This is a genomic window from Halomicrococcus pelagicus (assembly GCF_050954125.1).
The window spans coordinates 1-25,046 of sequence record NZ_JBPBWC010000009.1; the positions used below are offsets into that span (position 1 = coordinate 1).

The 25,046-nt window shown below is 50.5% G+C and carries 20 protein-coding genes and 1 pseudogene; 11 read left to right on the top strand and 10 right to left on the bottom strand.

Translation table 11 applies throughout. The features are described 5' to 3' along the window. The 3 genes from ACRYA2_RS16045 to ACRYA2_RS16055 form a co-directional block, all read right to left on the bottom strand. Nucleotides 1-450 (bottom strand): bacterio-opsin activator domain-containing protein (locus ACRYA2_RS16045; RefSeq protein ID WP_433630547.1); only part of this gene is annotated, 450 nt, incomplete at its 3' end. 293 nt (nt 451-743) lie between these two features. Further along, the gene (locus ACRYA2_RS16050; RefSeq protein WP_433630261.1) at nt 744-1,151 is read right to left on the bottom strand and encodes a DUF7344 domain-containing protein; all 408 of its coding nucleotides are present in this window, start codon (nt 1,149-1,151) and stop codon (nt 744-746) included. 152 nt (nt 1,152-1,303) lie between these two features. Further along, nucleotides 1,304-1,957, bottom strand: coding sequence for a helix-turn-helix domain-containing protein (locus ACRYA2_RS16055; protein ID WP_433630264.1), 654 nt, complete (start codon nt 1,955-1,957; stop codon nt 1,304-1,306). A gap of 191 nt (nt 1,958-2,148) precedes the next feature. Here ACRYA2_RS16055 and ACRYA2_RS16060 point away from each other — a divergent pair, with 191 nt between their 5' ends. The 4 genes from ACRYA2_RS16060 (at nt 2,149) to ACRYA2_RS16075 (ending at nt 6,261) form a co-directional block, all read left to right on the top strand. Then, nucleotides 2,149-2,793, top strand: a complete 645-nt coding sequence (locus ACRYA2_RS16060) for a helix-turn-helix domain-containing protein (RefSeq protein WP_433630267.1) — start codon at nt 2,149-2,151, stop codon at nt 2,791-2,793. Between the two features lie 214 nt (nt 2,794-3,007). Continuing rightward, nucleotides 3,008-3,226, top strand: a complete 219-nt coding sequence (locus ACRYA2_RS16065) for a HalOD1 output domain-containing protein (RefSeq protein WP_433630549.1) — start codon at nt 3,008-3,010, stop codon at nt 3,224-3,226. After that, nucleotides 3,223-3,408: a hypothetical protein gene (locus ACRYA2_RS16070; protein ID WP_433630270.1), complete on the top strand. Its 186-nt coding sequence runs from the start codon at nt 3,223-3,225 to the stop codon at nt 3,406-3,408. Before ACRYA2_RS16065 ends, ACRYA2_RS16070 begins: the two co-directional genes overlap by 4 nt. 1,599 nt (nt 3,409-5,007) lie before the next feature. Beyond that, nucleotides 5,008-6,261, top strand: a complete 1,254-nt coding sequence (locus ACRYA2_RS16075) for an RNA-guided endonuclease InsQ/TnpB family protein (protein ID WP_433630273.1) — start codon at nt 5,008-5,010, stop codon at nt 6,259-6,261. A gap of 671 nt (nt 6,262-6,932) precedes the next feature. On the opposite strand, the pseudogene ACRYA2_RS16080 reads toward ACRYA2_RS16075, so the two are convergent. The 4 genes and pseudogenes from ACRYA2_RS16080 to ACRYA2_RS16095 form a co-directional block, all read right to left on the bottom strand. Continuing rightward, nucleotides 6,933-7,597, bottom strand: a pseudogene (locus ACRYA2_RS16080) (RNA-guided endonuclease InsQ/TnpB family protein); the annotation flags it as partial. Between the two features lie 651 nt (nt 7,598-8,248). Further along, the gene (locus ACRYA2_RS16085) at nt 8,249-9,214 is read right to left on the bottom strand and encodes a hypothetical protein (protein ID WP_433630276.1); all 966 of its coding nucleotides are present in this window, start codon (nt 9,212-9,214) and stop codon (nt 8,249-8,251) included. After that, nucleotides 9,207-9,614, bottom strand: a complete 408-nt coding sequence (locus tag ACRYA2_RS16090; RefSeq protein ID WP_433630279.1) for a hypothetical protein — start codon at nt 9,612-9,614, stop codon at nt 9,207-9,209. The genes ACRYA2_RS16085 and ACRYA2_RS16090 overlap by 8 nt, the downstream gene beginning before the upstream one ends. After that, complete coding sequence (locus ACRYA2_RS16095) at nt 9,611-9,955, bottom strand: hypothetical protein (protein WP_433630281.1); 345 nt, start codon at nt 9,953-9,955, stop codon at nt 9,611-9,613. The genes ACRYA2_RS16090 and ACRYA2_RS16095 overlap by 4 nt, the downstream gene beginning before the upstream one ends. 843 nt (nt 9,956-10,798) lie before the next feature. Here ACRYA2_RS16095 and ACRYA2_RS16100 point away from each other — a divergent pair. The 4 genes from ACRYA2_RS16100 (at nt 10,799) to ACRYA2_RS16115 (ending at nt 15,497) form a co-directional block, all read left to right on the top strand. After that, entirely contained in the window at nt 10,799-11,047 is a 249-nt protein-coding gene (locus ACRYA2_RS16100; RefSeq protein ID WP_433630551.1) for a winged-helix domain-containing protein, read from the top strand. A 124-nt stretch (nt 11,048-11,171) separates the two neighbouring features. Next, nucleotides 11,172-12,329: a sugar phosphate nucleotidyltransferase gene (locus ACRYA2_RS16105; protein WP_433630284.1), complete on the top strand. Its 1,158-nt coding sequence runs from the start codon at nt 11,172-11,174 to the stop codon at nt 12,327-12,329. A 4-nt stretch (nt 12,330-12,333) separates the two neighbouring features. Then, nucleotides 12,334-14,136, top strand: a complete 1,803-nt coding sequence (gene glmS, locus ACRYA2_RS16110) for a glutamine--fructose-6-phosphate transaminase (isomerizing) (protein ID WP_433630287.1) — start codon at nt 12,334-12,336, stop codon at nt 14,134-14,136. A 233-nt stretch (nt 14,137-14,369) separates the two neighbouring features. Next, complete coding sequence (locus ACRYA2_RS16115; RefSeq protein ID WP_433630290.1) at nt 14,370-15,497, top strand: glycosyltransferase family 4 protein; 1,128 nt, start codon at nt 14,370-14,372, stop codon at nt 15,495-15,497. Between the two features lie 16 nt (nt 15,498-15,513). Here ACRYA2_RS16115 and ACRYA2_RS16120 read toward each other — a convergent pair whose 3' ends face one another. After that, nucleotides 15,514-16,962, bottom strand: a complete 1,449-nt coding sequence (locus tag ACRYA2_RS16120) for a sulfatase (protein ID WP_433630293.1) — start codon at nt 16,960-16,962, stop codon at nt 15,514-15,516. Between the two features lie 755 nt (nt 16,963-17,717). On the opposite strand from ACRYA2_RS16120, the gene ACRYA2_RS16125 reads away from it, so the two are divergent. Further along, a complete protein-coding gene (locus tag ACRYA2_RS16125; protein ID WP_433630295.1) occupies nt 17,718-19,190 on the top strand; it encodes a sulfatase-like hydrolase/transferase in 1,473 nt (490 codons plus the stop codon). A 123-nt stretch (nt 19,191-19,313) separates the two neighbouring features. Next, a complete protein-coding gene (locus tag ACRYA2_RS16130; protein ID WP_433630297.1) occupies nt 19,314-20,246 on the top strand; it encodes a hypothetical protein in 933 nt (310 codons plus the stop codon). Here ACRYA2_RS16130 and ACRYA2_RS16135 read toward each other — a convergent pair. Then, nucleotides 20,237-21,712, bottom strand: coding sequence for a sulfatase-like hydrolase/transferase (locus tag ACRYA2_RS16135; RefSeq protein ID WP_433630300.1), 1,476 nt, complete (start codon nt 21,710-21,712; stop codon nt 20,237-20,239). The two genes, ACRYA2_RS16130 and ACRYA2_RS16135, sit on opposite strands and share 10 nt — an antisense overlap. 292 nt (nt 21,713-22,004) lie before the next feature. After that, entirely contained in the window at nt 22,005-23,531 is a 1,527-nt protein-coding gene (locus tag ACRYA2_RS16140; protein ID WP_433630303.1) for a flippase, read from the bottom strand. Between the two features lie 95 nt (nt 23,532-23,626). Here ACRYA2_RS16140 and ACRYA2_RS16145 point away from each other — a divergent pair, with 95 nt between their 5' ends. Beyond that, nucleotides 23,627-24,901, top strand: a complete 1,275-nt coding sequence (locus tag ACRYA2_RS16145; protein ID WP_433630306.1) for a sulfatase-like hydrolase/transferase — start codon at nt 23,627-23,629, stop codon at nt 24,899-24,901. The last annotated feature ends 145 nt before the right edge of the window (nt 24,902-25,046 follow it).

The window sequence follows — 25,046 nt, forward strand, 5'->3', positions numbered from 1 at the left end:
CGTCTCAACCGGTGTGAGCGCGTGCAACTCCGTCAACGTGATCGGAATGTCCAGCTCTCGACAGCGTCGTTGAAAGTCGGCGATGTCGCTTCGATCGTCGCCGCGGATCTCGAACGTCCACTGCTGGTTTGTGCCACTGGCCTCGATGAGCGGCACCTCTGTCTCCGTCAATACGGTTAGCACGTCGTCGTAGTCCAGCGTCCACTCGACGCGTAACAGGTACTCGTCTTCAACGGAGTCAACGAGCTGAATCTCCTGCACGCCTGGGTGCTCGGGGAATGCGCTCTCGATGTCGTTGACTTCGGTTCCCCGTACCCAGAAGTAGGGGACCACCACGTCCCGCGCGGGGATAAGTCGCTCCAGCTCAACCGTCACGTTCGGCAGTTGGTTGAACACTGTCCCCAAGGGGAATTGGTCTGACAGAACCGTAAACGTCGCCTCGGTAGCCATCGTCTGTACCCTCGACTTCCAGCTGTAAAGGTCTGCTACTGATCGGACCGTGCTCATGAGTCACTGTTCCCGGACACCTGATCGCTCGGACCACGAAATAGTACCAAGTACGTCTTGGCTCAAACAGTGGGAATACCGATACGGTATTCGCGGTCGCTACCAGCCCCCTCTATACGAACACCGAAACCGAGAACCCAAACCAACGCATTCGGGCGTGGGAAGCCCACGGCGTTGGTCGTGAGAGATGTCACCGTGAGTTTGGTTGAACGAGGTGAAAACGGTATGGTACTTGTTCACTGAGAGGCGTCATAGGACTCGACAAGTGTCAGGATCGCTTGTTCCAGTTCACCGCCATCAAACTGGACGTGGCCCGCTTCAGCCTCATAGTCGATTATCTGGGCCTCCGCCAGTTTCGGGAGATGAGAATGATGAAGTGCGATCCGGACACGTTGTCGATGTTCGTCGGATCCCTCCTCCGCATTTTCGTCTCCCATCCTGTCTGCAACGCGGTCGACAAGCGCATCGTATTCCAATGTCCGATCGGAAGCACTGGTCAGTGAATAAAGGATAGCGCGTCGGTGTTCGTTCGCTACTGCCGACAGAATCCTATCAACGGAAAGAGATCGCTCTTGAACCGCCAAACTAGAGAGATCGTCGATCTGCTGTAGATCAGGTGCTTCCCGCTCTATGTTCTCATCCATACTTACAAAGCAAAGCCCCCAACTGCCTGGGTCTATTGCATGGTGCACAATGGGGCCAGGCGATCTAGTTACAAAGCGCGTCATAGAAGCAGGAAGCCCCACCCTCACGGAGCGAACCGCGTCAGCGGTGAGCGAGTAGGGTGGGGAGGAAGTCACGCCTCTGGCTCAGGGGTGAGGAGTGCATGTCGAACGAACGCACCAATGGCACGACGCAGTCGCTCAGTCACTGCTTGATCAGAAATCCCGAGTTCGTCCGCGAGCTCCTCGGTCGTGCAACCTCGCGGAATGTCGTAGTATCCCATCCGAACGGCAAGCAGAAGCGCTTCCCGTTGTGGCTCGCTCAAGCCGTACCACGGACCAACCCCGGGGTCCGTGGGATTGTATACCCGGATGATCTCCAGCGAGATGTGCGCGTCCTCACAACACGTCCGGCACTGGCTCAATGCCTCGCGGTGGGAGAACCGAATCTCGAAATCCCACCCTTCAGATGCTCCGGTCGCACTCGATATCTGCCCCCCGTGGTCGAGGATGCACTGAAAAAGATGATCTTGGCTCGCATCCCAATCAAGCCTGAACAGGGTCCGGTCTTCGAACACGTCCACCTCCGTTAAGCTGTTGACAGTCGGATAGCGTTCAATGGTATCGAGAACCCCATCAACGGGATCGTAGACCCAGAAGAGCGGCACAGTAACGTCACCACTCGGAACAAGCGTTTCAAGTTCGATAGCCGATACCTCATCAAGATCAAGTATCTGCCCGAGTTCGAAATCGTCGGGTGGAATTCGAACCTCCGCGATTACACTCATACGCTCTTGTAGGACTAAGTTGGTCTGGAGCATACAAAAGGAGATGACATGGTGCACCATGCACCAGCATTCTCACAGTACGACTCGCTCGCAGAATACACTCTTCCGGCCACCTGCCGTGTATTGACTGGCCTCGAAGCCATGATACACCAGCCACGTCGATTATGCGCCTGTCGGATGAAGACTCCTGCATGGCGACCGTGATGGAGTTTACGAGCCCGGCAGAGGAATTCCCGCTGGGGAGTGTCTTCGAGAATTTGCCGGGTGTGACGGTCGAACTGGAGCGACTGATTCCACACGAGACGCTGATCATCCCGTACTTCTGGGTGCGTGGCGTGGAAACCGAGAACATCGAAGCCGCATTCGAACCACACGCTGGCGTGACGGGCATCCAACTGGTCGATAGCGTCGAGGACGAGTATCTCATGCGTGCAGAGTGGAAGCAAGAGTACTTTGGCGTCCTGAGTGCCCTGGCCAAGGCCAACGTCGTCGTGCTCTCCGGGATTGGAATGAAAGACGAGTGGCGATTCGAAGTGCGCAGCGAGAGCCAGGAAGATATCGCTGAGTTTCGAGAGTACTGCCAGGATAACGACATCCCGATAGAGATCACCGCTGTCCACGCAATGCTTCCGATCCAGGGGGAGGGCTACGAGCTGACCGAAACCCAGCGCGAGGCACTAGTGTTGGCCTACGAGCGTGGCTACTTCGATACCCCGCGCAAGACGTCGCTTGAAGAGATCGCTGACGAACTCGACATCACCCAGCAATCGCTTTCGTCACGACTCCGACGCGGACATCGACGCCTCATTGGAGCGACGCTTGTCAGTGTGCCATGATCGTTCTGACGGATTCATATTTAAACCCTCTGTATAATCAGTGCCCCTACTAAACCGATTCAGACCACTAGAATCGGTAGAAATGAACGCAGTGGTGTCTGGGGTCGGAGTGGAAGCGGTCGAATATCATCAGGACACTGCAACTGTTCGCACCCAATTTGATCAAGAGAAAACACCCGCAAGCATAGCTGTAATCGCAACGCTGGCGGAAGTAATGGGCGCTGACCCAGTTGAACTGGACTCACTCCATGCTACTGTTGATCCAGAGACGTTAGATGAGTTCGTCCGCGTTCGCCCCAGGACGACTGGAGACACCCACGTTACGTTTACGCACGAGGACCACACGATAACCGTGCACAGCTACGGTGTGGTCACTATCACACCAGGCCACGAACCAACAGCAGAAAAATACGGGCGGACCACGGGAAAATGACTTCCGAGGCGACACCGCTCACATCGAAAGCGGAATTGAACGCTGAGCTAAAAGCACTTCTTCTCAAGGCCTACGAGAATGGAATCGACGTGGAAGGCGCATTCGAATGTCGGAATGGCGTCGAACATCCTGACTGGGACGTGATCGTCACAGAAGTCGAAAAGAACGAGCATGCAGAGTGACCAACTGCGAGGAAAACTGGATCGATAGCAGGTAATAGAACCGTGGCTGACGATTGCTGTACCAGTGACCGAGTCCAACGAGTACTCGCAGCGCAACAGTGGCGAGTCTTACGTGCTCTACTGAAAGACGGGTCGAGGCCTGCAGATCCGATACTGTATGAGAGCGAGACACTTGACTACGAGGAGCACCGCACAGTCTGCTACGAATTCCATCACATCCTGCTTCCCGACTTAGCAAATAAAGAACTCGTCGAATTTGACAGGAACGAAGACAAAGTAAGGCGGGGAGCGAACTTCGACAGTGTCCGTCGATTTCTCGAACAGATTAACTGACGATCATAAGGAGAACGTGAGTCTGTCGTGACCTCCTCCACGCCCGTCAGGGCGTGGCATCCCACCATGGGATATTAGCTCTCGGCCTTCGAGGTTTCACCCCGCACTTTCACAGGAACCGGCGACACACCCGGGGAATCTCTCGATTTCACTCCCGTGATAGGGCCGTGGCCCGGTCACACAGGCCTCATCCCATCTCCGGCCGAGTCATCGGTAGACGTGTATTCTCTAGCATAACTCTCTCCGACAGACTAGCATATTGAAATAGGACGTACAGGCGCTTAGACGCACCACCAGAGGATATCCGGGGCGGTCATCGACGGCAGTTATCGCGTCGGGCCTACCGTTCGACCCGCACCTGAACACGCCGGGATGCACTACAGACTCATATGAGCCCAGCCTCATCAGCGGCTGGCCGCCATTTCCACCGAGCAGCGTGAGCTCTCCTGCTTCATTCCCGCCTTCTGGGCTCATCAAGCAAGGGAGTCCTCGTCTCCGACGGACGAAGTAGCGACCGAAGTGGTTTCCAAAGTGAATGCAGTCTCCAGCGGTGAGTGAGAGCGTTCCGCTATCCGTGCCTGAGACTCCAAATCAAAACCCAAGCTAGTCGTCCGTACTGTTCAGTCGTCTCGACCCCACGTCCCGGTGGATTACTCGTCGGCCTCGCGCTCCTCGTGTGGCATTACGAGAAGCAGTATCTCCCAGCAATCCAACTGTGGATTAAACCGGCTGTTCAGCACGCGGTCGTCATCCCGAACTGAGATCGGCTGGTGCGGTTGCGAGCACTGCAACCACGTGAGCGTCGGCTCCGTAACATCAATATCAGTGATCCTCTCATGCTCGCGCAGCTCTTGGTCATTCGTCTCCCGGGCTGACTTTGGCCGTGACTGTCGTCGATACATATTCTGTCCCCCCAGAACGGGTACCACCGTCTCTGATAAGAGAATGATGGCAGCAGAGATTGGCAGCGATTCCAGATCGGAATCGATAGTCACCTGAACGCAAGCAGTTCACTGGATCAGACGTACCGGCAACCAACACCAGGACACATCGCAGGCGCGGGCGGCTACGCGATGCTGTTCGACCGCATCGAAGAGATTCTAGTAGACGAATCAGTCACCCCCCTGCAGGCGGCGGTTATCCGGAATGCAGGAGAAAACCCACGGCTTTAGCCGTGGGATGAATCCGTACGCTCCGTGCCACAATCCACCGACGATAGCAGGACGACTCCCAACCAATAAGTACCTACACACCTACATATAAGATATGGACGTGCGGCGCACCGTCCCCGTTGCACTCGACGTGGACAGCGACGACGCCGCACTCCTCGAAGATACCGGAGATACCTTCCTCTGGTCGGCGCAGTATGTCGTAGACCACGCCTTCCAAGGCGAGTACGTCACCACCAGCAAGACAACGCTGGATGACGAAACCTACGACGACGTGCGAGACGCCACGGACGGCTTCAACGGCGGCCTCGTACAAGCCGCTCGGAACAAGGCCGCTGAAGCCTGCAAGAGTGTTGTCGCACGCTGGAAGCAAGGCCAGAAAGCATCAAAACCACGCTTCACCAGTCCGCACGTCGTCTACGACAAACGCACTGCGACGTTCCACGACGACTACGTGAGCCTCGCCACGACCGACGGCAGAGTCGAAGCCGACTACATCCTCCCCGACGAGGATAGTAACACACCGCACTCAGAATACCTCTTTTCCGACGAGTACGAGACGACGGGTGCGGAACTACACTACCGAGACGGTGACTGGGTACTTCACATCCACTGCAAGAAGGAGGTGGAGTCCGACACGTCGGAACAGGCGACCACCGAGAACGGAACGGTTCTCGGGGTTGACCTCGGCGTGAACAACCTTGCCGTCACCTCAACGGGCACATTCTGGACAGGCAACGAGTTCGACCACTGGCGCAGAGAATACGAAAAACGCCGAGGCTCGCTCCAACAGTGCGGGACTCGGTGGGCACACAAGAATATTCAATCCGTTGGACGGACAGAGGAAGGGCGGTTCAAGTTGATCATGCACCGCATTAGCAACGAATTGCTCGCGGAAGCCCGCGAGAACGGTTGTTCGGTGATTGCGTTCGAGGATTTGACTGACATCCGGGAGCGAACAGGCGCATCGTGGGGGCACAAGTGGGCGTTCGACCGCCTCTATGACTACGTGGATTACAAGGCCGAAGAATACGGTATCAGTGTGGAGCAGGTTAACCCTGAAAACACCAGTCGGCGTTGTTCACACTGTGGATTTACCCATCCTGACAACCGTGAGGACGAGGAATTCGAGTGCCAGAAATGCGGGTACGAGAACCACGCGGACTACAACGCCGCAAAGAACATCGGCTTGCGGTATCTCCGTCGCAACCAAACTGGCGGCGACGGAGGCGCACCCTTGGGCGTGCGCTTGAACAGCGGGACGCTGAACGTGAACGGAGGCTATTCTCCTGCCTTATCTGAGGCCAGAACGGGAGTCCACGCTGAATCCCACCGCTTTAGCGGTGGGTAGCTCAATTTCCTCTACTTTGGCCTCAGTGTATATCCCTGGTCGGGTCACCGTCTCATCTCCAACTGGTACCAATCGCTCAGTTACCGAGCACACTGGCCACGAGGGACTAGCGCAGATACTGTGGTCAAACTAAAGGATTATTAGTGATAGAACCATTGGTGAGACTGCACTCATGTACAAGATCCAGTGCGAAGCCTGCGGCCAGATCGGCTTCCACCCATCACGCATCGGCGCCGAATCCCGAGCAGAAAGACACACCGAAGAAACACAACACCAGTGTACCGTCGAAACAATGACCGCTGCCTAACCCCATGCTCACCCCTCAACCCCCGTAACCCCCACCCAGACCAACCGACACAAGATTCCCAAAGAAGCCTGCAGACTACACTCCACATCAACACTCACGAACACAGACAGATATCCAGCAAGAGTCAGCACCTCACTCAAGCATACCTCCCACACCGCCACCGCAACCGCTACTCGATGCCGCTCCCCTGCGGTCGCTCGTGCGGCCCAGCATGCGGGTCGGGGGGCAAGCCCCCGCTTCCGCCCGCTCCGCTCGGCGGGAGCCGTCGCTCCGCTGTTCTGGGCCTTAGACTGACGGTGTCGGTTACTCGCCGATGTCAACCGCCTCGGGGTCACGCCCCGAGGCTTGTCAGTGGACTCCCGTTCTACCCGAGTAACTCGGCAGGCGTGTAGTCGCCGTTCACGTTCAACGTCCCTGACTTGAGGGCCAGTTGACTGGTGGCCCATCCACCGCGAGACGTCTGCCCGCGATGGATATACCCGCAGTATCGGACGGCAATGTTCTTCGCCGCGTTGTAATCCGCGTTCACCTCATACCCACAATCCACGCACGAGAACGCCTTGTCGTCGCGGTTGTCCTCGTGGTAAACCCACAGTGAGAACACCGCTGACTCGTATAAGCAGGATTCACTGTGTCCACGAACAACGCCGTGGCTTCAACCTTGTACTCCACGAGTTCCACGAACTTCGCATACGCCCACTGCTGAAACTTCGACCCGTTGGCGATGTTCTCGCGGAGGTAGTCAAGGTTCTCGAAAATGATGCCGTCCACATCCGTTTCTTGCGCTTCCGTGATGAGGTCGTTGGCGCGGTTGTGGAGCCAGTCCAGCGACCACTCACTGAACGTACTGCCGATGGACTGAATCGTGAGGTGCGCGGAACGAGTGCCCGTCTGTTGCAGGCGGGCACGGCATTGTTCGTACTGGTCACGCTTGTGGGTGAGGTAGTCCGCACTGCCGAGAAACTCGCCTGTGGAGGTGGCGGCGAACGCGCCAGTCACGTTCAGGTCAACCCCGAGAACCACTCCGTTAAAGGTTTTAGCAAATCCGGAACCAGCTTCCGAGCACTCGAAGTTAGTATAATATACTAACCAGCTATCGTATTGTCTTTCAATAAGCGTACTGCGAATAACCCCTCACCAGCGGTCCAGTACTAACACTATCGTCAGCAGTCCGACGCCGATAACAACGTTGTTACCAACAACACCGCTGCAACCACTCTACTGATAGATCTTAGCTGAACCATGTCAGGAGATACATCCTGACCACAACCATTGTCGGAGGCTCAATAGTCAATCCGAGCGAGGGAACAGCGAAGCGCGGGTCCCAGTCCGCGCTTCGCGGACGGAAGCGACCCCTTGCGGGTCGACCCGTAGGCCCGAGCGCATCGACGACCGAAGGGGAGGAGAACGTGTCTGCGGTAGCGGTTGCAGTAGCGTCGCTGACTCTCGCTACTGTCGTTTCCTCTGGCGACAGTCACCTGTCTGAATTACGTCTGTCTCGTAATCCTGTGGCGAATTAAAAACGCAGAGTCGTCTGCTTATACTACGCTACTACTGCTCAAGTACGGGTTCTGCTCATTGTTGCTACTGTAATTGGGGGTGTCTGACCCAGGCTGTATCAGCCTGGGTCGTCCCCGCGATTATTTTTTGGTCTGTTCGATAGTGGATTCTACTGCTGGATTACGTTGCTGTGGACGCTTTCGCAGGTGGATTACTCGACAGGTGTAAGAGGTCTCGCCAGTTGTTTTTGTGCTCTACGACGAGGCATTCTTCGGGGGCGAAGTATTTCCTCCCGAGTTGCTTGGCATAGCCTTTGTCCACAACGAGCATTTTGCTCCCTCGGTGATCGACAATATCTACGTGGTCTTTTCCGAGGTCGCTGAGGAAGTCCCTGACGCGCTTTACGTCGTTGTCGTTCGGATGCTTGCCCATTATCCGAGTCAGCTCCGATCGAAGCGTATTATTGTCGATAGTGTATCCCTTTGGCGCGTCTGTGGCAATCTTCGGGATTGCCATCGCGAGTTTTCGCGCACGTTGCTGGTTTGACCAGAGGTGTTCCCGTGCTTCATCGTCAGTGAGTCCACAGATTTGCTCAAGCGGAGTCTCCTCGAGAACCGTATCGTGAAAGGTGGTTTCCGCGCCGCAAACCCCGGGGTTCATGTCTTCGACTTCGTCCTCTAGGTCGTTGATTCGGGACTGGTGGTCATTGAGCCGGTCACCATGACGTTTGACGACCTTGCCAATCGGATAGTTATCGACCCAGAGATCCTCGACTTGGCTCTCTTTGCCCTGCCATTCGATCGTCGGCCGGTTCTCAATTCGGTCTTCAAGCTCTTGACGGCGCTCGCGTTCCGTCTCTAGCTCTTCTCGGAGGCTATCTATACGCGTATCAACGTCGACATGGTCGAGACGGGCGTCCCGGGCTTCGAGTTTCCCAAGGCGTGTTCCGACGTCCGTGTCGTGGTTCTGTTCGAGGTCGGTGATGCGGGCTTTGAGGTCGTCGATCCGGTCGTTCTTGTTGGCGAGTTCTTGTTCGAGGTCGGCGACGCGCTCGGTGAGCTGCTGGACCTGCTCAACGAGCGCACTCACTGCCGTGTCATCGGCGTCATCGGACGAGAAAACATCGGAAGTAGTGGTGTCACTCATTGCCAGCCGCCTCCATCGCCGGGCGGTCGTCGCTAGCTGGCGTCGTAGAGCAATCGGGGAGGCGAACGATTGTGGTGAGCGAACCAACAGGGCGAGTGGTCGTGGATGCAGGCGTGTAGGTGGATTCGATGACGGTCATTGTCGATGACGCGGCTGCAGCGATGCAATCGTAGTATGTGCGTTGGGGACCAGACTGCTGGGCGGTGGTTGTGACTGGCGGCGCGGTGAGGACGAGCCGGGCCGGCTGTGCGTCTGTCGGTGGCTGGACGTGCGTGACGGTGAGGATGGTGCGTGGTAGCCTCGTGGTTGTGAGGCGGATACGATCACGGGGTGAGAGTTGGCGGGTGAGTGCTGCCGGCTGGCGCGGATTCAATGGGTTGGGAGTGTGGCCGGCGGTCATGGCTGCTCACCGCCCTCAGAGGGGTTGGTGATGGCGTCGACGGTGGCGTGTGTCCGAAGCCAGGCGTACTGGCTGTCGGGTGTGCGGCCGTAGCGGTCGAGAGTTATCTGGGGGTGGTCATACTCGTCGTAGTAGGTGTATTCGAGCCGGTAGCGGTCGTAGGTTGGCGTGACGAAATACAGGACGCGTGCACCGGGTTCCGGCCCACGTAGCGTCAGTTCGGGCTCATGGTGGTTGCAGCGGTAGATGACGCCCGTGAGTGTTCGGTGATCGGTCTCGACTGTGATCGAGTCACTGTGGGCGAGCGCTAGCACACGTTGGGTTTGCTCGCTGTGGGTCATCGCTCGTCACCCCGGGCGTGACGGATGTGCTGGCACTGCTGGCATGGCGGACGACCGTTCGCCTGGGCATCCGCACGTGCGAGGTGGTCGAGCGGCTGGTCGGTGGTGAGTGGGCACAGCGGCTGGCCGTCGCTCGTTGTTTCGTGATACGCGTATGCCGTACTCGGTCCGTGCTGAATCGCGACAACGGTTTCATCGCCCGGATACGGGTCGGCCTCAATACGCTGCCGCCGTTCCGCGTCGTTCGGGAGGCCAGTCGACCGTGTCGAATTACAAGAGTGCGCGTCAGTCACGAAAACAGCGTACTTCCCGCAAGTCGGGCATCGATCAAACGTCTCCTCGATCTCTGCTGCTGTGATATCCCAATCCGGTGGCGACGTCATTGACCATCACCTCGGCCAGTAGTCGTGACCAGTAGAGAAGGGAGAGCGACTAGACGGCTATTCAGCTGTGTCGGCCAGTTCCAGCTGACATCGTGAACGGCGATCGCCGGTAGTTTCAGGTATTGTAGGCAAGCGGCTACTGGCGTGTTTTGTGTCGTCGGGTTCCCTATAGTGGTTGGCGAGTGCTGCGGCTGTCGGACGGGACATTTTAGTCCCGCGTCGGCGAACATGGACATGCGGTTCGTCTCCTAACGACCGCACGGCGGGTGCGTGCTCAATCACGCATCCGTTTTCCTACTGGACTATCGCCCACCGAACAGTCGTTACTCTCTTGTATTCGTCCCATCGTAATAAGCTTTGAGACTAACAGTATCAAAAAGATACTAATAATATAAGCTAGATGAAAACATAGAGGTATGGCCTATTCGAATAACTTGACGTGCGCGATCGTGCTCAGTGGATGAATAAAGCCTCTATACCTATTTTGGAACTTCTAGATGAATCAGAGCTTTCACTTCCGGCTCCGACTATCACCCATAACTTAGAACGAAAACTCTCTGATGCTCCCTCACGAGCAACTGTCTTCCGAGCTCTTCGTCCCCTGGAAGAGCATGAGTTAATTCGGGCCACTGGAGGAGACAGCACCCATTATGAAATCACAGATAAAGGCCAAGCGTATCTAAACGGGGAACATGTAATTCAAGACTAATATGACAGAGTTCATTTATAGGGAATTATAGCTGTATTCGATCCCTCTATCCCGTACTCTTAGCGGCCGATACACGCGTATGCTACACCAAGAATATATAGTGTTTGGATAGCTCTTTGGAGTAATGAAAGCAGTCGTCCTTGCTGCGGGGGAAGGTTCGCGTCTTCAACCGCTAACAAATAATCGGCCAAAGCCGATGCTACCAGTGGGGAATCGGCCCCTGCTTGAGCATATCGTTGAGGCATTGGCTAGTACAGATATCGATGAAGTAATTCTAGTCGTCGGGTATCAGCGGCAACGTATCCAGAGCTACTTTGGGAACGGCCGTCAGTGGGATATTGACATTCGCTATGTCGTCCAGGAACGCCGTCTTGGGACCGGCCATGCGCTCCTGCAGGCCGAACAGCATATCGGCGATGATTTCTTGGCGCTGAACGGCGACCGGATCATCGAACCCTCGATAATCGAGGATGTCGCCGCGGCACGACAAGAAACGAAGGATACCTGTCTTGCGGTCACCAGTGTTGCAACACCGAACCGCTATGGGGTTGTGCGCTTCGACGGCCAAATCATCACGGACATCGTCGAACAACCCCAGAACGAGAGTGCATCATCGAGCCAAATTAACGCTGGTGTGTATGGGCTGGGCCCCGATATTTTTGCTGCGATTCGTCGAACTGATGCAAGTCCGGAGCAAGCGCTCACGGTAACACTCTCCCAAGAGGATGGCCTCCAACCAATTCAGCCAGTCTCCTATGATGGATTGTGGGGCGATATCTCGTATCCATGGGATCTTGCCCAGCTCAATGGGTACCTCCTTGATCGCGAAACAGAGCCAGCACCGCCGATTGTCGATGACAATGCGACGGTCATGGAACGGACGACGTTGGCGGAGAGTGTGACACTCGGACCAGGTGTGAGGGTGTTGCCGCGGACAGCAGTCGGCGAGAATGTGGAGATTGGTTCGAACGCTGTCCTTGAGAATGCTGTGATCTTTCCGGATGTGACGATTGGGCCTGGGGCCGTACTCCGTGACTGTGTCGTTGGTGCAGGTGCCGAAATTGGCCCGAATACGGTGATTAGAGGCGGAAAGGCCACTACCCTGATTGACGACGAAATCCATCGAGATGTTCCGTTTGGTGGGCTTATTGGCGATCGGGCTCAGCTTGGCGGGAACGTTACCGTCGAACCAGGGACGACTATTGGCGAGCTTGCAACAGTTGAAAGCGGAACTACTATTAACAAGGATTTATCTGATACAATGAAAGCGGTGAGAGGATAATACAATGTGTGGCATAACAGGATACGTCGGGACAGAAGATTGTTCAAGCTTTCTCGCAAATTCATTGAAAAATCTGGAATATCGCGGTTACGATTCCGTCGGCGTTGCTCTGCTTGATGGAACGCTGCAGGTCAACAAACAGAGCGGCCAGATCGATGACCTCTCACTCCCCTCCACAACAGAGGCAACGTGTGGCATCGGGCATACTCGCTGGAGTACCCACGGCCCACCCACCGACGAAAACGCCCATCCACACACCGACTGTCATGGCGAAATATCGATCGTGCATAACGGAATCATCAGCAACTACGGAGACCACAAACGCGACCTTGCGTTAACGCACGAATTCACCAGCGATACTGACTCCGAAGTCATCGCTCACCTTCTCGAAGAGGAATTAGTAGATGATACTGACCTTCCTCAAGCAGTCAGGAAAGTCGTCGAGAAGCTTGAGGGAAGTTTCGCAATCGCTGTCGCTGTCGCCGGCTACGACGGAATCGTTGCTGCACGCCAAGACAGTCCACTCGTTGTTGGCCACACTGATACCGCAAAATTCCTCGCGAGCGATATCACGGCCTTCGTCGAACAGACGCGGACGGTCACCTTCCTTGAAGATGGCGATGTCGCCCATCTCACTGAAGACAATTTGTCGATCACGAATGATGGCGCAGTGGTTGAGCGTGATCGACAGACCGTTGACTGGGATGCAGATGCCGCTGAGAAAAGTGGCTATGAGCACTACATGCACAAGGAAATCCATGAACAGCCACATGCCGTTCGACAGTCGCTGTCTGGACGGATTGACTCACTCACTGGTGATGTCGACCTTGACATTGATGCACCGATCGAGTATTGGAAATCCATCCAAGAGATCCAGATCGTGGCCTGTGGCACCTCGAATTATGCCGCCCGCTATGCAGCCGAGCTACTTGAGACCCATACTAATCTCCGAGTGACGGTACACGTTGCGAGCGAATACGAGTACCGGACAAGCTACGATCCCTGGGAAACGCTCGTCATTGCGGTTACGCAGAGTGGTGAAACAGCTGATACGCTGCAAGCGCTCCGCATGGCGGTGGATTCAGGGGCTCGAACACTCGCTGTGACGAACACTGTTGGCTCGACGGTGACTCGTGAAGTTGACCAGACGCTCTATATCCGCGCCGGTCCCGAAATCGGCGTAGCCGCAACGAAGACCTTCGCCTCCCAGATCGTGACGCTTACGCTATTCACAATCCATCTTGGGCGACAGCGAGACGAGCTCGAATCCGAAACCGCCACAGAGCTCTTAAAGAATCTGCATGACCTTCCTGAGGCGATCCAGACCGTGTTGGATGGCGAGTCACAAGTCCGCCGACTAGCAGAACGATTTGCCCATAGTGATGCCTTCTTCTACATCGGCCGCCGACTGGGGCATCCTGTTGCACTGGAAGGTGCTTTGAAGCTCAAGGAAATCTCGTACGACCATGCTGAAGGTTTTCCTGGCGGTGAGCTCAAGCATGGTCCCCTTGCCCTCGTCACCGACCAGACGCCAGTGATCGCACTGCTCACCCCCGGTTCGGAGCCTGACGAGATGGCAAAGAATATTAAAGAGGTTCAAGCACGTGAAGCGCCAGTCATTGGTATTGGCGTTAGAGGAGAAGCAAGCGAGACACTCGATACTTTCCTTGGTTTACCTAATTTAGGTTATATTACACCAGTACTTGCAAACGTCTATCTTCAATTGTTTGCCTACCATATCGCGAACGAAAAAGGCCGAGCTATCGACAAACCACGGAATCTTGCAAAGAGTGTGACTGTAGAGTAGGAAATAGAGTATATAATTGGATAGAAGCGGTAGAGGGAATCGGTCAGCTTTACAAAAAAGTGTGTAAAGGTTCGACCAAAAAGGAAGACCTGATGAATAGTGATTAGCTTCGGATTGTAGAATCGCAATTTTATAGGAAAATAGGATAGGACAAGGGGTTAGTTCAACCATTTCCGGTAATATTCTAAGATATACCGAAGGATATATTACCTGTTCGCCTGTCCTACCCTATGATGGCCAATCGGCGTATTCTTATCCGCTCGCACTTCCCCTTACACGAAGAAAATGTCAAAGGCGGTGCTGAGAGGCTGATGCTAAACTTGGCAGTTGCACTTAAACAAAAAAGCTGGGACGTAGATTTCCTATGTCCAAGAATATCAGAAAAACCTAGTCTCCCAGAGGGAGTCACTGTTTATGAATTCCCTTATCCCTCTCCGAAATCACCTATCTCTAAGGTTATCAATAGCCTCAGAGGAGCAAAAAAATTTAAAGAGGTGGAAGAAAGTCAAGAATATGATGTAGTGTTAGACAATATTACTCCTGTCCCATTTTATCCGCTACACTTTTTATCTGGAGAAGATACAAACAATGCGGCTTTTATCCATGTTATCTATTATGGTCTTGCACGTGAATTTGATGGTTATCTTAAAGGATCGGTAGTATCCCTCTTCAACCATTCTATTGCTTTGATGAATAAGCCCGATATAATCTGTGCAGGCTCTTCAACAGAGAGACGGATAAATTCACGGTTGAATTATGATAGAACATCTATAATCAATCCTTGCGTTGACCTTGACAAATTCGAATATAGTTTCAATCAAGACAGTAAAACAATTCTCTATCTTGGCCGATTAGGGCAACGAAAAAACGTTCAATGCCTTCTAAGAGCTTGGAAAACAGTTGAACAGCAGTACCCGGAATACGAACTCAAAATTGCAGGGACTGGTCCGGCTCAGGAAGAACTTGAGATACTAGCTAGCCAATTAGGGTTAGAAAATGTCGAGTTTCTTGGCTTCGTAAGCGAGGAGGAAAAAAGGCGGTTGATGAGAGAATCACTGCTATTCGTCATTCCATCGATTATTGAGGGATACGTGACAACTGGATTAGAAGCAATGGCAGCAGGAACCCCCGTTGTCGGGGCGAATGCACCAGGGATCCATGACTACGTAAAACACGGGGACAATGGGTTACTGTTCGAGAAGGATGATGTGGATTCACTAGCTACTATATTAGGTGAGGCAATCGCAAATCCTGAAAGTCTTGAGCGTATAAGCGAAAATGGATTAGAGACTGCGGAACAACATTCATTCGCAGCTTTCCGAGATCAAGCACACGAAGTCATAGAATCCCTTTGTGATTAATTTTCTCTAGAGGTTTTCAAATATACCCCATATCTTCTAGCCGCTTTTTCGTCTTTCGACTAACATCGACGGAGCCATCATAGCTATTGTTCGTCGATGATTGCACCCAGTGGTCAAGCTTTTCAATTAGCTCTTCTTCTATCTCACTTGGAACACCACTACCTCTATTACCAAGATTTATCGACTCTATAGTTCCGTCAGAGCCTCGGATTACTTTATAATCTTTTGTTCTAATTGACCGAAGCGATCGATTGTACTTTTTCATTACATTATTTGGATCTCCGACTCGCGATTCTATTGCGTCCACTGACGGCTGGGGAGCCATATATTCGGAGATAATGTACTCTCGCTCTGAATTTGATTGCATCGGGATTCCTTGGCACTGGCTATCGAATTTTGGGGCCTCAATCCCGGCTTCCTCTACGAGCGTTGGCGCAATGTCCACTAGCTGAACGAGAGGATCAATCGTTTCTCCGTTATCGAAACTTCCACCGGAGACAATCGTTGGTACATGGATGAGTGTATCGTAGAGACAGTACTGGTGATCCATAAGTCCATGATCTCCAATATTTTCGCCATGATCACCAATGATGGTAAAAATAGTGTTATCCCATTCTCCCTCCCGTTTCAATTTCTTCACTATTTCCCCTATTTTCTTATCAAGATAGTTTAGTTCAGCCTTATAAAGGGATTCAAGTATATCAAATTCTTTATCTGACATTGATAGTTGGTTAGTGACAAATTCCCAGGGTCGTTGAGGAACATCCATTGCGTTATCAAACGAAACATCTGCGGGGAGGAACTCTTTGGCATATGATTTGGGGGGTTGATAGTCCAGATGAGGTTCAAGGAAGTTTATGAAGCAAAAGAACGGTGTCTCGATATAGCCATTTGATAGCTGATTTTTAAATTCCAAAGTAGTCCTCTTAGCTCCGTTGTCCGAATTGGAGATAAGTTTCGAATGTAATCCATTAGCTAGATTCAAGAGTGTATTGCCGGATAACATCTGGCGTGCAATTCTATTCCACTTTCCATGGGAACTTTCACCAGCTTGTAAGCCACCTATATTGCTTTGAGTTTGGAATCTCTGCCAACCTTTATAAAATTCATTAAACCCAGTATCAAAACCGAAATCCTCACTTATCCACTGATTATTGGACATACCCACAGTCGTATACCCTGCCTCCTCAAAGACTTCCGGCAGCCTAATTAAGTCGTTCTCTAACCGTTTGTGACCTGCGTGTGCACCGTGCTTTGACGAATAGGCCCCGGTAAAGATGGAAGCGTGTGATGGTAGTGTCCATGGTGCACTACTGAAGGAGTTACTGAATACCGTCCCTTCTTCTGCAACATTTGCTATGTTCGGAGTGACTTCCGCTGGAAGAGAATTGTCTACAAAGTCTGCTCGTGCAGTGTCCATAACAATCAGAACGATATTGGGATTCTCTTCTAGCTGATGGTCCATATACCAAAAGTGGGGTTAGCACCAATAAAAAGGTGTTGTCAATGGTGTCAGTGCTTCTGCTTCTTTCGGACTGAGTAACCGGCGTGCTGTCGAGATCCTCAGTCACTGGCGCCAGTGGGCGACGCGGATCCCGAAAGGTCTCGTGATGAAGACGGGGAAGGATGGCCCCCACAACTTACTCTCGACGGCGGTCGACAATCGGCTGTCGTGGAAGCTGGTGAATCGTGCATGCCGGCATATGGAAGCCCTCTCGAAGGGCAAGATCACGTTCTTCAAGAATAGTAACGGAGTGCGTGCTCCAGCAGCAGACACATTCTCGTCGTGGCAAGCACAGCCGAGCAACGGTGACGGCTCACTGTCAGCGTCGTCAGTGGGGAAGTAGGGATGGCTGTCAGAAGGCACGTCTGAGAAGGCTGTCGCCGGCGCCCACCCCCTGGTAACGGCAGCGAAACACCAGACGATGATTGGACACCGATAGAACGCCGTTAATCATGGACAAGGACGCAATCGGGAATCACAGAAATATCGAAACGCAGTATACGAGCGTACTATAATCAGTACGAACTGATTCTATCAACCGGTTCAATGATTAGAAATCACGATGAATTCCTCTAAAGAGTTTCATCTTCTACAGATCCGTATAGCATTTGAGTTTTCAATCACTTCTGATTCACTACTATTGTATACTACTAAGCCCGCCGCTGAATTCTTCGAAGAAGCTAAAAATATAACTACCACCATAATCATAAGACAATATGGCAACGAAGCACGTCATTCTCCTTTCCGTTGACTGTCTCCGTGCTGATCGTCTCGGCTGTTACGGCTACGAGCGAAATACAACCCCAAACATTGACAAACTTGCTGACAATGGTATCCGCTGGAGCCGATGTTATTCAACAGGACCTCGGACAAATGAGAGTTTTCCTGGAATCGTCGCAGCCGCTCTTTCAACGGATTCAGGATACGCCGGGGATGCATGGCACCGTACACCTCCAGAACCGTCAATAGGGAGTTGGCTCTCTGATTTGGGCTATGATACAGCAGCTAGATTAGCTAACCCTCAATTGGCGGCCATGAAGGAATACGACCGTGGAATTAATTCCTTCAGGAACTTAGCAGTCGGAAGCGTTGGATGGGGTGTTTCTGAGAACAATACCTCTAACGGTGCAGAATTCAATCCTACAAGCTTCACAGATAAATTACAATCTAAAGTTCGTAATTTTCGAGATGGCTTGCGCAACTCTGGTATAATTTCTCGCCAGCTCTTCTACACACCGATGTTTTGTGCTTACCGTGAATACCAACGTCGTGACGACTGGCCAACTATCGATGGGAAAAAGGTAGCTGCCAAATTGATAAAAACACTTCCTCAGTCAGAAAACATAGATCAACCCTTATTCAGATGGGCCCACTTCAACGATATACATGCACCAATTCACCCCGATCGTGTAAACGATTCTACACTCGAGTCGATGCCAAAGATTTATCAATACTTTGGCGATATAGAACGGATTCGACAGGAACCATCCCAGAAGTATGAGCGAATGTATGACGCAACAATTAAGTATATTGATAGAAGAATTGGGGAGGTCGTGGATGAGTTAAAACGAAACGAGCTTTGGGAGGACTCAGTTTTGATTGTTACAGCCGATCACGGAGAAGCACTCTATGACCGCGGGATGCATGGTCATGCATCCGGCAATGACCGATACCTCTATGATGAGACGCGGGATTATATGTACGACGAGCTTCTCCACGTTCCCTTGATTTGTGCTGGCGGTGCAGTTAACCAAACTAAAACGGTCACTGCTCCCTTTTCAACTGCCTGGTTAAATGAACTTGTCGCTGAAGTCGCCGGACTGCCTCAGGGAGAGTTTGTCCGATCTTCTGGTTTAGATTCAGTATTCTCCGAAACTCAACCACGAGTTGTCCTTTCTGACGCATTAACTGACAAGGGCCATACATTCTCAGCTACAAATGGCGAATATAAACTCATTACACGCTCTCTCTCCCCCGGAGATGACATACTCTCAGATGCGTACCTTTTTGACCTCACAAAGGACCCTAAAGAGCAGTCACCAATTGATGTTGACAAGGCTCCTACATCGTTAGTTGAGGCTATCAATGGGAATGTGCGTACTCTTGAGGATCTTCCGGATACATCTCGTGGTCGCCAAGTAAGTGACCAAACAAAAGAGCGGCTCTCACAGATGGGTTATACTGAGTAGTATAAACGGCTGTACTTAGCCGATAGGATATAGAATGTAGGTTCGGTACAAACCACCTCAAGTGGAGATGAAATATGAAAGGGCGTACAGGAAAAATATGTTGTTTCCCTTGATTTCCTCTTTATGGAGTTTCAGTCTTGGCTCGCCAACTCATATGAACGTATCCGTACCGGAGGTCTTGAAGGAGCAAAAGAGTCGGCACGACCGGTGAAACATAAATTGCTTTCAGTTGGAAATAGATTCCGTCCTGATGGCACCTCAATCTACGAGCGGGAATGGGATTTGTTAATCGTATTGGATGCTTGTCGGTTCGATTTGTTCTTAGAATTCACCTCTGAGTATAATTGGATGCATACAGTCGGCGAAATTCGTTCGCTCGATAGCGCAACACCATACTGGATGCGCAAAACATTCGTAGATGAGCATAACCCGGAAATAGCGGACACTGCCTATATCTGCGGTAATCCCTTTAGTAAGAGTGAACTGAACCCGGCTAATTTTGGAGAGCTAATTGAATTATGGCGGACAGCTTGGATAGAACCCGGAACAGTCCCACCGGAGGCGGTTACAGACGAGACTATCCGACTTATAAGAGAAAAGTCCCATGACAGGGTTATCGCACATTACATGCAACCTCATTGCCCATTTATCTCACGTCCTGAACTAAGCCAGGGGAAGCAGATCGATAAATTCGGGAATCAAGAATGGCGTGATGTGTGGGGGCTCCTCCGTGACGACGAAATTGATCTCGAAACTCTTTGGGAAGGATACAAAGAGAATCTACGTTTAGGGTTAGACGAGGTAGATAGCCTATTATCCAACGTCGATGCCGACCGTGTTATTGTCACTTCCAATCATGGAAATGGGATTGGTGAATGGGGTGTGTACGGGCATCCCCCTAATCTTCCACTCAAGAATCTACGTCGTGTCCCTTGGTTGAAACACAAGCGCAAGACATCGGTGATCGAGTCCCTGACAATTGGCGACAGACAAAGACTGAAACTGACCGAGAAGATCAGCTTTCTGCGCTTGGCTATGCTTAAAAGTTATCTATAGCCAAGTTGCTTAAGTCGTGAATTAACCTCAGTAGATATTTCGTTATCCGGTGATCGTTGGAGCCACATCTTATACGACTCCGGGATTTCATGTGCCTCAAGCTCAGGGTTTTCTGTACGATCGTAATTACTTAGTTCATAGGTAGTGCTTTGTATCTCATTGCTATCCCACTGTGACTGGTATACGGTCATGTATTCTTGGGCTATGATCCCAACTTTTCGAACCGCAACTTGGTCGATTTTCTGGTTATAGAACTTCTCTTCCTCTCGGAGTGGATCGACACTCCAAGTCGGCCCATCAACGACTGAAACAATATTCTGATCTATGTCGCGCGTATCCACGACCTTTTGAACAAAGTCTTCTCGAGTATCAATTGACTGGTCTACGACACCCTGAATTCCGTGTGAGAGGCCACGAAGCGATACAGGCTTCTCAACTACCGCCGGAGTATCTGCTGCCTCAGGCCAACTTTTAGGATAGTTAATGAACATAGGGATCTGGATACCAGCAGGATGTAAGGATGTTTGATGACCGACCATGTTCTCTTCTCCAAACATCTGTCCATGGTCGCCAATAACTACAACTAAACTCTCTTCCCATAGATGAGGGTTTTCTTCTGCCCAATTTTCTAGTAGCTTATCGACATACCTAGCTTGACACCGATAATTCTCGTATCGTCGTTGGAAAACTGTCTCCCAATCCCCAAACATTCTTTCTGTCTTTTCTGGGAGTTCACCATCACCTAGCAAATATTCCCGGTTGTCGTTAGCCAGCGAAAGCAGTTCTCGTTCTTTTTTCGATATATGAACATTTAGTAATTCAGCCCCAATTTCTGGAGGAGCATGATGAGGATTGTGGGTATCAAGAAGATTAGTAAAGCATAGTTTCGGCGTATCCATACTAACTATATAATCTGATAAGTGGTTTAGGACCCTATCTCCATGATGTGGATAGCTTGAACTATCGATATCGCGAATGCGGTTGAAAGCTGCGTAAAATGTATTGAACAGATCTCTGTACGTATTCGAGCCTTTTGCGACAGCTACCATAAGCTGGATCGCCGCACTAGGCGAGATCTCGTCTATCGCAGTTGTTGGAGAAAAGGTCGACCGGTATGGCTTCTGGTCAATCCCATCATTTACCTGGTCGATTCCAGCGTCAAATCCGGTTTTTCTACTGAAAGTCGGATTTTCGGAAAACAACGCTGTTTCGTATCCATTATCTCGTGCTTTTTCTGGAATTTTAGTCTCTTTTGGACCTACTGTATCTCCACGCCGCGTAATCTCATGTTTCGTCGGGCATTCTCCACTGTAGAGCGTTGCATGCACTGGCAGTGTCCATGTCCCTGGAGCATACGCACGGTCAAATCGTACGTCCGCGACTGAGTTACAGAATGGTAACAAATCACTGGTTGCAGTATCTGCTCGAAGTGAATCTGCCACAAACACGTATATATCGGGCTCCATAGTAAGCTGATGTTGTTGCTGTATATTTACAGTGACGGAGCTCCTTTCTGAAATACTTTGCTACAAAAGCCAATACCATTATTACAAGTATCAAGCAAATAACCCTCTTCTTAGTTTCTTTTCCATCTTTTAATTATATACCTATTATACAAAATTATTGCCTTGTGATAAGTCAAGTTCCCTTATCGGGAGTGATATTTCGTTTTCAACGTCAACAGGTTGTTCTCAGTATGTGATCTCCCAGATAAACAATAATTGAGCCACTTAGAGAGAAATGAGTTCTAAAGAGTGATTATTGCATCCCAAATTTTAGCACTCGATGAACCGTTCCGAACTGCCGACCAACACGAGATTCAAGTCGATCTAGAAGAACCATATCCGTCTCTTCCACACTGTTCGTGAGTATAACTGATGTAACAACCATTACTGTTGATATAATCCCAAAGAGGATGAGATATTGTATACTTCCACCAATTTCCATCAGGTATCTAATAATCCCCATACCGACAAAACTTACGATGACTGGCTTCATAATATTGGACGAAAAGGGAGTAACACCAGTCTCTGAATAAATTATACCTAATTCTACAGTATTGTAGATAACATATCCAATTACAGTTGCAACAGCTGCCCCGGAAATACCGTAGGAGGGTATAAGTAAAATATTGCAGATAAAATTCGAACTAATACCAGCTATTGCTGCGTATAACTCAATTCTTGTTGAGTTGATTGCTTTTACTACATCTCCATTTGGTCCAACCAGGGCTCTATAGAAAAGTCCTCCAGCAAGAATAGCCAGCGGCATGGCGGCTGCTTGGTAGGCCGGACCAAATAAGGTTTGAACAATACTTTTAGATGCATATAGAAAAACCAGTACAAGCGGTAGAGTAAGAATTACACCCCATTTCGTTACTGTGCTAAATAATTTGTCCAAGTCACCAAGCTTGTTTTGTTCATAGTATTGGGTGGCTAGCGGAAGGAAAAGGAAACTAAAAGACCCAACAAATATCATCGTTACTTGTCTCAGTGGTTGAATAGAGCGGTAATATCCAACCGCTTTAGAATCCAAATAATATCCGACCATAAGTATATCAAGTTGGGAAAGGAAAAGAAATACCACTGAGCTTAATGCAAGAGGCAATGAAAAAGTCCATAGTTTCTTATACTGGTTCGGGCGAGGGAGTTGAATTTTTGTCACTTCCATCTCCGTTATTGCGAAAAAACCTCCGACAACAGTAATGGTGAACGGCACTGAGAGCCAATACAGAGCTCCAGCACCTTCTTTCCATCCAAGCATTATAGCAATCACTAGTAGTCCAATCGAAACAACCCTCGCGAGTAATGTTTTAGTAAGGACTGTTATAGCCGTTCGCTCTTGAATACGTAAGACGGCAATTGCGATTCGTGAAAGAGGGTAGAGTATCAAAAATGGCGCAACTAAATAGATATACTGGTCTAAACTTGGCTCTGACGCAAATTTACTTATTACACCAGGAACGGTAATTAATGCGACAGTGACTAGAAAGCTGCTAATCAGCACTATAGTTGTGCCGGCAAGAATGATGTTTAGCCGTTCACCAGGCTCTTCTTCCGCGGATCCTAGCCGAGTCAACCCCTCGTGGATTCCAAGAAGGATCACATTACTGAGTGCAGCAACGAGAGTATATACAAATGAAATATCACCATAAATCTCGGGACGAAGATGGCGAACAATTAGTGTTTCTCCAATTAGTCCAAGAGAGCGCCCAAACAGAGATCCTACCATTAACAGACCAGCGCTTTTCGCCAGTGATCCAACTGAGTCAGTAAGACTAGCCACAGTCGAAGATTACTACCGAAGCTTTTATTCGTTTCGAAACGGGAACTTACAAAGAGAAGCAGAGATTTATTACTATATACTTCCAATAATAATCTATGCATAACGTAGTATTAGTTACAATAGATAGCCTCAGAAGCGATGTTTCACAAGAAGCTATACCTACCTTCACTAAACTCGCGGACGAAGGACTGGAATTTGAAACGGCGGTTGCTCCTGGACCACGAACTCCATCATCTATACCTCCATCCATGACTGGCGAGTTCTATCGAACTGAGAAATCTTCGATGGCAGGTAGGCGAAACGGAATTAGGACTCATATAGTCCCAAATGAGACTATTCCAGAGCGATTTGCAAAAAGAGACTACACCACGGTCGGCTTTAGTTCAAATCCATGGACTGCATCTGATACGGGTTTCGACAGTATCTTTGACGAGTTCTATGAGCTTAATCCTAACACCGACAACGATATCGATACACTTCCAAAGACTCCTGTAGTTCAAACTATTGATCGATTTTTAAAAGCTATTGATCGTGAGGAGTTTCTCGGATGGCAAGGTAAACGGGAGTGGTTCACCCATTGGACTTCGTTCCAACAACAAATATTTGAGAAAATTGACAATCTATCAGAGCCTTATTTTGTTTGGATTTTTCTAATGGATACCCATCAGCCAACAATTGTACCGCAATCGTTTAGAAGAGAGACGAATTTGTTCAAAACATATTATTCCCTTTATCAGTTTAATTCATCTCGATCTAGTCAACTTTCCGACCGAGTACAGAAATGGCTAGATGAAGGATATCGGGATGCTGCCCGCTCGGCCGATAGATTTCTTAAGGACATCAGAAATGAAATCAGTGCTAATGATATTCTTGTTGTCCATTCTGATCACGGCGAAGCACGGGGGGAGCATGGAACAAATGGTCATGAGTATCAGCTTTATGAGGAAAATATTAAAGTTCCTATGGCAGCACATCATCCAGACTTATCTGGTTCTATCACAGATCAATTCTCACTTATCGATCTCCCAGATTTACTCGATACACTAGCCGTGAACCCTAAGATTGATCCAGAAAACTGGGGCCGACAGTTCATTGCATCAATGTCTGAGAGCGACGAAACAGCTAGAGTCAGAAGTGAAATGATCAACTATACCCCCCACAGACGATCTCTTCGTGGCGATCGCTTCAAGCTAATTGAAACACCGGATGACCATCTTCTCTTTGATCTTGAGGCTGATCCCAATGAGAAAGAGAATGTCGCTGAAAGTCATCCAGAACTTGTTGATGCATTTCTTGATATCCTCAATGCCCGGTGTGCGAAGCGAGAGGAGCAACGAAAAGTAATCGAAACCGTTCAGGAAATATATTGACTATTTCGTTCTATCTATCTAGATAACCTAGTGATTCTAATCGGGATTGGACATTAGCCTCGTCGGGACTTTCTTCAATTGGGTCTTGTTCAGCAAGGACAGTCCGAAGCACGTGTTCAGCGTATTCGCTTTTGTCATTATACCC